The organism is Kamptonema sp. UHCC 0994, assembly GCF_029167235.1.
Lineage (GTDB): Bacteria > Cyanobacteriota > Cyanobacteriia > Cyanobacteriales > Microcoleaceae > Kamptonema.
Window position 1 is genome coordinate 63,340 of sequence record NZ_JARFTR010000045.1, and the last position, 10,433, is coordinate 73,772.

The following is a 10,433-nucleotide window of genomic DNA, read 5'->3' on the forward strand; positions in this document are numbered from 1 at the left end:
ATCGTTATTACTATTCGCTAGTCTACCGAAGGCAGTTTAAAAGACTATATCAGGAATTACTGAATGCTAATCCTAATTGCTATGCTCTTAATATCAATCCCGCTGCTCAACTGACGAGTGGGAGGGGAATAAAAAGCGGAACGTGAGCATGAACAAAAGGCTGACCAAAATACTAGGGCTATTTTTCTTAGCAGTCATAGTCTTTGGGTTCCTGGGGCGATCGCTTCAAAATCCTAATTTTGCCCAAAATCGTAATTTTGCCAGTATTCCCTTAATACAAATCAATTTTCCCCAACAAAGTGCTGCCGAAGTCAATACCTTCAGCAATAAATCCAGTCAAATCTATCTCAACGGCACTTGGCAATTTGCCCCAGCCATAGGCAACACTGACAAACCCCCTTCGGCAGTAAATTGGGGTACCATCTCGGTTCCCGGCAACTGGCAACAAGAAAAAAATGAGAACGAACCTGGTTTAATCGATCGCGGCAATGGCAATGCCTGGGAAAATTTCAACGCCAACACCCTCTCTAAAGCATGGTATCAGCGCACCATAGAAATTCCCAGCGATTGGGGTGGACGTAAAATCGTACTCGACTTAGCAAGAGTTAGTACCGATGCCGTTGTCTTTGCCAATGGCATCAACTGCGGCCAAATTGCCTGGCCTTACGGCACTGTCGATATTACCAAAGCCGTTAAACCGGGCAAAAACACGCTCTCAATTCTGGTACTCGCAGTCAGCAACGAAACAGAAAAGGCCGTAATTATGGGCCCAACGGAAATATACAGGGAAAAAACCAAACTGCAATCGCGGGGACTAATTGGGGAAGTGCGAATTTTCAGCGTCCCGCCTGGCCCCTTCATCAGCGACGTATTTGTACAGCCATCTACCAGAAAAAAACAAATCAAGTTGGACATCGAACTGATCGATGTCGCCCAAAACGGTAAAGTCCAGCTAGTCGCCCAACTCCTCGACCAAAACGGCAAAATCGAGAAAGAATTCACCAGTTCGGCAAATGTCCAGGCCCAGCGAAATCAAACTCTCCAACCAGTTTGGGATTGGGCAAATCCTCGCCTCTGGGATGTCCGTCAGCCTAACTTATATAACTTACGGCTGTTCGTCAAAGGCAGCGGCATTCAGGCTGAATTTAACCAACCCTTCGGCTTTCGAGAGTTTTGGATTGAAGGGCGGAAATTTTACTTAAATGGGACTGAGATTCGCCTGCGGCCGATACTTTTAGAGGATGAGTGGCAAGGTTGGAGCCCCGGTATCCCGGAAGCAGCGGACAGGATGATTGATGGTTATTTCTGGGCGGGTTTCAATATTGCTCAAATGTGGCCTTGGAATCACGATGAGAGGGGCCGATGGCACTTCCGGGAATTGTTTGCCGATCGCAGCGATCGCAAAGGTTTTCCCATTATCGCCCCAGCCTTAGATGCCACTTCTAAGGGCTATGCTGATATGTGGGACAAACCAACGGGTAAGGCTGTCTGGGAACCTCGAATGGTTAGGGATTTACGCCGCTATCGCAATCACCCATCGATTTTAATGTGGGGAAGTAGCCCGAATTTTTTTGGACATAGCGAAGACCAAAACCCGCGAAGAATTGGTAAGAAGAAGTTAGAAGGGACGATTAGTCAGGTGGAAGACGATCGCATGAAGCGGTTAATTCCTGTTGGGGACGATTTGGCAGCTACAGTCCAGAAATACGATCCAACTCGACCGGTATTATTGCACCAAGGCGGGGCAGCAGGAAATGTTTATGCTCTAAATTCTTACTTGAATATGATTCCGCTGCAAGAACGGGAGGAATGGATCTCGGAGTGGAGTCAAAATGGCGATATGCCTTATATGGTGGTGGAGTTTGGTACGCCGCTGCATACGACGATGATGCGGGGTCGCAATGGTTTTAGCGGTACTATTAATAGCGAACCTTGGATGACAGAATTTAGTGCGATTTATTTTGGCAATGAAGCTTATAAGTTAGAAACTCCAGCCTATCGCCAGAAAATTCGCGAGTTATTTGTCAAGGATCAAGAGTACAAGGGTTGGTTCGGTAAAGCGGAGTTGAATTTTGCGCCAGCTTTCCAAAAATTGCAGCAGTTATTTAGTACGAATACTTGGCGAAGTTGGCGAACTTTTGGGATGACGGGCGGGATGATTCCCTGGAATAATGGTCACGGATGGGAGTTTAATCAAACTGCTAATCAGAAGGTAGATTTACCCAATTTTGAGCCAGGCCGCAGAGGTGTTTATCTGAAGCAGGTATATAAGGGTTTGTGGTATAACTTCCGACCGGAAGTTAATACTATCCACCCAGGTGGTCAAGCAATTATGCAAAATGATGGCCCAACTCTGGCTTGGATTGCTGGTTCTAAGTCGGCCTTTGTGGCGAAAGACCATAGTTTTGCTGCGGGTGCAAAGTTAGAAAAGCAAATTGTGCTGATTAATGATATTAGGGCAAAACAGGATTTTTCATTTAATTGGCAGGTAATAGTTGATGGTAAAGAGTTAGGTTCTGGGAAAGATCGAGGAAGTATTGAGACGGCTAAAACGCTATTTTTTCCTGTGGAAGTAACGTTACCTGCAAGCGTTCAAAATAAAGTTGATGGGGAAATTCGTTTGAGTGCTAAGATTGGCGATCGCACTCACGAGGATCGGTTTAGTTTCCGAGTTTTTCCCAATTTACCCAAGGCTACGGGTACTGTAGTAACCTTTGACCCGGCGGGGAAGACTACAAAAATGTTGCAGCAGTTTGGCTACACTGTTACACCTTGGGATGGTTCGCAAACAGCATCGCTTTTGGTTATTGGTAGGGAAGCTTTTGCCAGCGGGCAAAAAATGCCTGGTGATTTAGAAGCTTTTGTTCGCAATGGTGGAAGGGCGATCGCTTTTATTCAACAACGAGATTGGTTCCAGAAATTAGGTTTCCGAGTTGCGCCGCCTTTGAGTCGCCGTGTTTTCCCAGTTGATGCTACATCAGCCGTGATGACAGGTTTAGATGCAGTAGATTTACGAGATTGGAGTGGAGAAAGTACGCTGATTGAAGCCTACCCAGATACGCGAAATTTGCGGGATAATCCTTATAAAAAATATGGTTGGCGTTGGGGGAATCGAGGCGCAATTAGTAGTGCATCATTGGAGAAACCGCACCGCAGTGGATGGCGACCAATTTTGGAATCAGAGTTTGATTTAGCTTATTCCCCACTCATGGAACTTGACTATGGGAAAGGACGGCTAATTTTGAATAATTTAGATTTGGAAGACCACTTTTCGTTAGATGCAGCGGCGGCTAAATTAGGTCAACAAGTTATCAGTTACGCTCAAAATTCTCCTCTATCTCCGAAGGTAGATAAAGTGGTTTTGATTGGCGGCGATGGCGAGGCGGGTTGGTTGGATAAATTGGGGGTAATTTATCAGAGAGGTAATTCATTTGCTGCTGACTCAGGATTGGTAATTGTGGGGGCGGATGCGAATATTAATGATGAGGATTTACGGCGTTATTTGAATCAGGGAGGAAAGGTATTTTTCATCCCTCGAAAATCGTCGGCGGCTGCTTTGGGCGTGCAGTTGCAAGAAATGAAAGATTTTGCAGGTTCGTTGAAGGTTCCTAGTTGGCCGGAGATGCGAGGGGTTAGTATTTCGGATTTGCGATCGCGCTCTTTTTACGATCATTGGTTGATTAAGTCTGGCGGTGAGGTAGCGGCTGATGGTTTGTTAAGTCGGGTTAAAGTTGGTTCTGGTGTGGCGATTTTTTCTCAGATTGACCCTGATGTTTTGACTGCTGATGTTAAGACTTATTTGCGGTTTACTCGGTGGCGACAAATCAGGGCAAATGCTCAGATTTTAGCTAATTTGGGTGCGAGTTTTAAGGTAGATAGTCATATTTTTAAGTCGGGTGAGAGTAAGGATTTTTATCACTCTGATTATCGGACTGATTTTGAGTTGGGGGATCAGCCTTATCGGTATTATCGGTGGTAGTCGGACGAAGGAATACAGTACAAGAGTTAATGAAGTTAACTCCTAATAAACGTCGCTTTTATCAACTTAGTATACGGGCTATAACCCTTATTCATTATACGTTGTAGCCTTCTTTGTCACCCTCCAAGGGAGTTGTCAATGTAGTCTGATAAGGGTCTGTATTAATATTATTAATGTCTCTAAGATTTTGTGGGAAAGATTGTTTTATTTGTTCAAGGTAACTAATGGTGTCTTTTAAAGAAAGTTCGTTTGACTGATTTAATAAGTATCCACTAATTTTCCCTTTTCTTTTACCAATTTCTGCTAGTAATAATTCTTGAAAATTTTTAAGAAAATCGAGTTCCTCAACTAAATATCTAACAATACTTTCATGTGAGGATGTATATCTTATTTTTAGACAATAAAAAATATAATTTATTATATTTTTATCTTCATTAGACGACATTACAATTAAAACTGTATTCATAAAATCTTCTGGTGGTAAATGTTTAAAAATAGGATAATCATAATAATTCTCTTTTTTAGGATCTGAACTACCTGGAGCACATATTATGGATTGAAGATCGGTAATATTATTTTGCATAATCTTCAGTATCTTGTTCGCCTCACTAGGCATATTTTGAAGCCTTACTTCTTCTTGAATTTGTTTAATATAATTATCAAAATCTCGAAATTCTGGATAATTTTTTGCTATAAACTCACGACCCATATAAGGAACGAAGGTATCCTTATACTTTATATCTAGCTTGTTCGATGTGTTCAATACATCAATATATTTTTGGGCTTCCTTAATAATATCTGCCTTGCTTTTGCTATAGATCCCAGCATCAGAAAACACTAAAAATAATCCAGTAATATGTTTGATTATTGCAATATTTTCAATTTTTTTATCTATAAAATATTCTGACTCAACTTGATTAAGTATTTTCTCAAAGTCTTCATCAGTATGTCTAGTATAGTCGTACAATTTTATCCAATTAGGGGTATTTTCATTATAAAAATATTTGCTATTTGGCATTAATTTCTCTAAAATCTCCTGATCGATAATGCCTTTATCAAAAAAAAGTTCCCACCATAATAAGCTAGGAAACAATCCGGCAAAAGGTAAGACTCCTCCTAAAGAAGCGATATACATATTATAAATATTGATATACTTTTTAAATATTTCAAGAAAACATTGATTTTTTTCTGAATTGGCATTATTTTCTGCTGAATTAGTATGTGCCTTATGTATTTCTAATACTAATTCTTCACCTAATTCTCTGTCTATTTGGCTAATATTTTCCGGCTTGAGTCTTCCATAAGAAATTTCAATAGAAAAAATACTCAATAATTCTAAAACTTCTTTTAGTAACTCTGCTTTATTCTGAGCTTTTTCTGGTAAATTTTCAAAAAGCCTCTCAAAATCTAAACCTATTTGGTTCACTATTCTTAAGTTTTTACACTCTGCTTGTCTATATAATTCTTCAATCAAGCCTATATTTTTTAATAAGAATTCTTTGGTGTTTTCATTTTGTAATTTATTAATAAAACAGTTTAACGCGCTTTGAATATCAGGATGAACTTCAAAAGTTTTACTAATTAATTTTTCTTTGACTTTTCTATACTTTTCTTGATTAATTATTTTATCTTCATCAGCAATAATGACAACTTTTAGATATTCAGACTCAACAAAACTATTAATATAGCCTAAAATACTTTCGATTTCTATACCACAGCGTTCTAAATCATCAAAAACCAAAATACTATATTGTGAATCTTTAACAACAGATGGATTCATTAAATCTTTGATACTTATTTCTGGTAAAGATGGTTGTACATTTCCGTCAAATTTTTTATCGGAATTTGTATCAATATTTACTACCCATTTGGATAACAAGCCCTTCAAAACTTTTCCTGCTATTTTTGCTCCTTTTGACGAGAGGATAGGATGTATTTGTTCAAACAAAAGATCGTCTATTTGAGAAAAACTATTGACTCCATAAAGGCTAACGTATAAAGGAGTTTTGCTTCCTTCTTTGAGCTTTTGAATATCTTTGAGCTTTTGAATATACCGATTTATAAACCATGATTTACCACAACCCCATTGCCCTTTAAGTAGAACTGCAAATTGAGGAGAATAAGTTAAATTACAGTAATAATCTAAGTATTCTTCAATATGCTTATTGACTTTAGAAATAGGCTGATTGTTTGTACTAATTAATTGGTCTGGCATAACTTTTTTTGCTCGTCAAATAAATAAATTCTGCAAGCTCAGTGCGATCGCGCACCTTCAATACTTAACATTATCCCACTTTTATTGCATAACTACCAATACTCTGGACACTTTTTAATCGGCAATGGTAGAATGCGAGTTTTGGACTCCAAGCTCGTCGGGTAGGCGTAGCCAGCCGAAGGCATCGCCAATGGTAGAATGACAGTTTCAGCCATTTCTATAAAAACTGTCAGGACTATCGATCGCCAATAATCTTATTAAATAGTTTCTAATAGGAATATCAAGCATGAATTTTACAGAAAAAAAGACCTTCTGGGCGATCGCAGATCCCTTATTTCGATTGCTTCTTGCTTCGCTATTGCTATTCGGATGTCAGCAACCGCCGAAAGTTAAGCGACAATTAGAACGCAGTCAACAAGGAATGGTAGTTTCAGCCGATCGCATGGCGACTGAAGCAGGAGTCGCCATGCTACAAAAAGGCGGTAATGCGGTGGATGCAGCGGTAGCGACGGCTTTGGCAATTTCAGTAGTTGAACCATTTTCGGCTGGTATTGGTGGCGGTGGATTTTTGCTGTTACGACGGGTAGAAACTGGAGAAGTACAAGCTTTAGATTTCCGCGAAAGAGCTCCTAAATTAGCCGATCGCGATATGTATCTTGATAGTAAAGGTAAGCCCATTAAAAGGGCAAGTCTAGACGGATATCTGGCGGCGGGAGTACCTGGTACGGTGGCTGGATTATACAATGTGCAAAAACTTTACGGGAAATTACCTTGGGCTGATGTGGTATCTCCGGCTGTAAGTTTAGCAGACAAAGGGTTTGTGGTGACAGAACGTTTTGCGAAGTTCTTTGAGTATCGTCAAAATGCGATCCAAAATAATCCAGGGGCACGCAAAATTTTTACTAGAAATGGTACTTTGTATAAAAAAGGTGAGTTGCTGGTACAGCCAGATTTAGCTAAGACTTTACGCGCGATCGCCCTCGCTCCCCAAAGTTTTTATACTGGAAAAATTGCACAGGCGATCGCCACTGATATGAAAAAAAATGGGGGTTTAATTACTCTCGAAGACCTGAAAAACTATACTCCAATTTGGCGTAAACCTGTTTGCGGAAACTTCCGACAATATCGAATTTGCGGAATGCCACCGCCTTCTGCCGGTGGCATTCAACTACTAGAAATTTTGAATATAATTGGCGATCCTAATTTGTCAGATTGGGGGCGAGAAAATCCCGATACTTTGCATCTATTGGCAGAAGCGATGCGAATTAGTTATGCTGACAGAGCCAAATATTTGGGCGATCCAGCCTTTGTAAGAGCCCCTGTAAAATCCTTGATAAGTCCTATTTATGCTGCTAAACGTCGCCAAGAAATTGACATGAAACGCGCTCGGCTTTCCAGTGAGGTAAAACCGATAATAGATCCGAAAAGCGGGAGATTACCTGCTAAGGAGTCTCCAGAAACGACGCATTTAACCGTAGTCGATCGCGATCGTAATGCTGTAAGTTTAACATTTACAGTGAATGGGGCTTTTGGTGCGGGTACTGTAGTAGCAGGTACGGGAATTTTGCTCAATAATGAGATGGATGATTTTGCTGTTGCACCAGGGGCCTCGAATTTGTTTGGTTTGGTAGGGGGAGAAGCGAATGCGATCGCCCCTGGGAAAACTCCTCTATCCAGTATGACACCTACAATTGTTACTGAAAATGGTCAATTGCGTCTCGCTACTGGTGCTCCCGGAGGTAGCACTATTATTACTACTGTATTACAGATAATTTTGAATGTTTTAGTTTACGATATGGATGCCAGTGCAGCCGTATCTGCACCTCGTATTCATCATCAATGGTTGCCAGATCGGTTAATGGTAGAAAGTGGAGGTTTTTCTGAGAAAATCTTGCAAGATTTACAGCGGCGAGGACATCAGATAGAAGAAAGATCGCCTTGGGGAAATGCGAATTTAATCGTTGTCACTCCTGACGGGTGGTTAGAAGGAGCCGCCGATCCCAGAGGTGAAGGAGTGGCAAAAGGGAGTGGGATGTTATAATAAATTGTAGCACCTGAGTAATAGATCGCTCGACTTTAACCCTCTACATTCTTAAGCCTAATCTACAAGTCAAAATGACGTTTAAAGCGGGTATCTAATTTGTCAGATTTTTTTTGATTGCAGGTAAAGCATAGTGTATGCAAATTACTGATATCGTTAGTGCCGCCGCGAGCTAGGGGAATGATATGATCTATGGTAAGTTGTGTTTCTAGGAATGTTTTACCGCAGCTTTGGCATTGGTATTTATTGCGATCGAATACATATTTTTTGACTTCTGGGGGAATAGGAATTCTAGGGGTTTTAGTCATAAGTTTTTCTGTACAGTTACGACCTAGATCGGAAGATTGGCCAAGCTATCGATATCTCCGACCTTGAATATTAACGAAGTTAGTCAATATGATGATAGCAGCGCTGTAAGCACAATTCGCATCCGCTAATAGTATAGATGAGTTCGATTGTTTGCGAGATACCACCCTTGGATATCTTCCGCCTTGTGTCCTAACTGCCTTGGGCGCTGCTACAATATTGCTTAACTTAAGATTGAAATCTTGGCTACAGGTAGCTGTGTCCTCAAGGCTGTGATACCTTGATAAGATGGTTAGACACTGCCCTACCCAGCTCAAGGGCTACCAAAGTTCAAAAATTGAATTTAGCATTTGGTTACAGATGAAGTTACTTGCTCCAAAAAAAATTAGTCGTTGTGTCCCCCATCGTACTAAACTGAGTATTGACAAATCTTGACCACGCCGCGAGCAATGCTCCGACTGGGGTAGGGGTAGGCGCTGCGACTTTAGTAGCCGTCAATCCTATTTTGCTAAAATCCAATTGGACAAGTCTAGTCTTAAAAACCGGCCCTGGGACTGAGAGGAAGTCACGCTTGAGGAGCTTGCTGCAAGGCAAGGATAGCAGACCGCCATTTTTGGCAAAAGGATTGCGCCCAGGAACCAGCAGCTTTAGGGTATTAGGATCGGAACTTCCTAATAATTCCATCCCCTTTAGGGGTGGAAGTGTCAAATACGGGTTACTTGAACTTGAAATCGTTGGAAATTAATTTCTACAGTCCTGGCTATAAAAATTCTGCATGAACACGGGAAGCAAATAACGCAGAACTAATATCTAGCCTCAGTTTTTAAGTGATGACCAAAAGTTTACACAACAACCTTACAGTTAAAAATTCTCTGCCTTGGTTCCCAAGTGCAGGGGCAAGAAGAGTTAATCATCTTTTTTTACAAAGTGAGGTGGGGTGTCAACCTTGGTTAGATGAACGCGCCTGTTGTGCGGTTAGGTCGTGCTGCCTTGCAGTTAACTTTCAGTTGACTTCAGGTAATGATTTTCTAGCAAACTAATTACAGTCCAAGTCTGGAGGAATGTTTCATGTCTATTCGTCTTTATGTAGGCAATCTCCCTAAAGAACTCGAACGCCAAGAACTGCAAGCAGTTTTTGCTGAGGAGGGGGAATCTGTTTCTGCGAAGGTGATTACCGATCGCAAAACTGGCAAATGTCGGGGTTTTGGGTTTGTCACTGTAGCTACTGACGAACAAGCCGATCAAGTAATTGAAAAATACAACGGCTTGATGTTCAAAGAAAATCCCCTGAAGATTGAAAAGGCATTGCCTCGGTCTAAGGGTGGGAAAGGTGAAAAGGGTGATGAAGATCAGCCTCAGCAGCAGTCGCCGTCTCAGCCTCAGTCGCAACAGCAACCTCCACAGCAGCGTTCAGCCCCTTCTGGCGGTGGCGGTGGCGGTGGCGGTGGCGGCAAAAGCGGCGGTCGTCGGCGTGGTGGCGAGAATAAGTCACGCCGGGGTGCGGGTGCGACAACTAGCTATACTGCCGATTCTGGTTCGGTGCAACCAGATCCGCGCTGGGCTAGTGCTCTGGAAGAACTCAAGCAAAGGCTGGCGGCTGCTCAAACTAATTCCTAAAACTGCGATCGCAGAGGATAGCGTGAGAACTTCAGCTCTAGACTTGGGTTGATCGTCCCCGGTCTAAAGACACGGGGATTTTTAAGGACAAGATTTTTGTGAATTCATCCCAAAAATCTTGGTTCTTAAATTGCTAATGGCATCGCGATGTTAGAGTCGATAGAAGCCTTGCGACTTTTACCTCTCCTTCAGAACCGGACGTGAGACTTTCACCTCATCCGGCTCCTCAATAATTCCACCCTTGTCATGGGTACGATTCAAGACCAACTCTCAGG

At 41.7% G+C, this 10,433-nt stretch carries 7 protein-coding genes; 3 read left to right on the forward strand and 4 right to left on the reverse strand.

Annotation, left to right across the window (positions count from 1 at the left end):
• Positions 1–148: 148 nt before the first annotated feature.
• Positions 149–3,979: a sugar-binding domain-containing protein gene (locus tag PY364_RS04140; protein WP_275520889.1), complete on the forward strand. Its 3,831-nt coding sequence runs from the start codon at positions 149–151 to the stop codon at positions 3,977–3,979.
• Between the two features lie 94 nt (positions 3,980–4,073).
• Here the strand turns inward: PY364_RS04140 and PY364_RS04145 are convergent, their stop codons facing one another.
• The gene (locus tag PY364_RS04145; RefSeq protein WP_275520890.1) at positions 4,074–6,194 is read right to left on the reverse strand and encodes a P-loop NTPase fold protein; all 2,121 of its coding nucleotides are present in this window, start codon (positions 6,192–6,194) and stop codon (positions 4,074–4,076) included.
• 92 nt (positions 6,195–6,286) lie between these two features.
• On the reverse strand, positions 6,287–6,409 hold the full coding sequence (locus tag PY364_RS04150) for a hypothetical protein (protein WP_275520892.1): 123 nt from the start codon (positions 6,407–6,409) through the stop codon (positions 6,287–6,289).
• A gap of 71 nt (positions 6,410–6,480) precedes the next feature.
• On the opposite strand from PY364_RS04150, the gene ggt reads away from it, so the two are divergent.
• The gene (gene ggt / locus PY364_RS04155; protein ID WP_275520894.1) at positions 6,481–8,235 is read left to right on the forward strand and encodes a gamma-glutamyltransferase; all 1,755 of its coding nucleotides are present in this window, start codon (positions 6,481–6,483) and stop codon (positions 8,233–8,235) included.
• A gap of 62 nt (positions 8,236–8,297) precedes the next feature.
• Here the strand turns inward: ggt and PY364_RS04160 are convergent, their stop codons facing one another.
• On the reverse strand, positions 8,298–8,543 hold the full coding sequence (locus PY364_RS04160) for an HNH endonuclease (protein ID WP_275520896.1): 246 nt from the start codon (positions 8,541–8,543) through the stop codon (positions 8,298–8,300).
• 364 nt (positions 8,544–8,907) lie between these two features.
• Complete coding sequence (locus PY364_RS04165) at positions 8,908–9,249, reverse strand: hypothetical protein (RefSeq protein WP_275520899.1); 342 nt, start codon at positions 9,247–9,249, stop codon at positions 8,908–8,910.
• Between the two features lie 360 nt (positions 9,250–9,609).
• On the opposite strand from PY364_RS04165, the gene PY364_RS04170 reads away from it, so the two are divergent.
• Positions 9,610–10,158, forward strand: a complete 549-nt coding sequence (locus PY364_RS04170) for an RNA-binding protein (protein ID WP_275520900.1) — start codon at positions 9,610–9,612, stop codon at positions 10,156–10,158.
• The last annotated feature ends 275 nt before the right edge of the window (positions 10,159–10,433 follow it).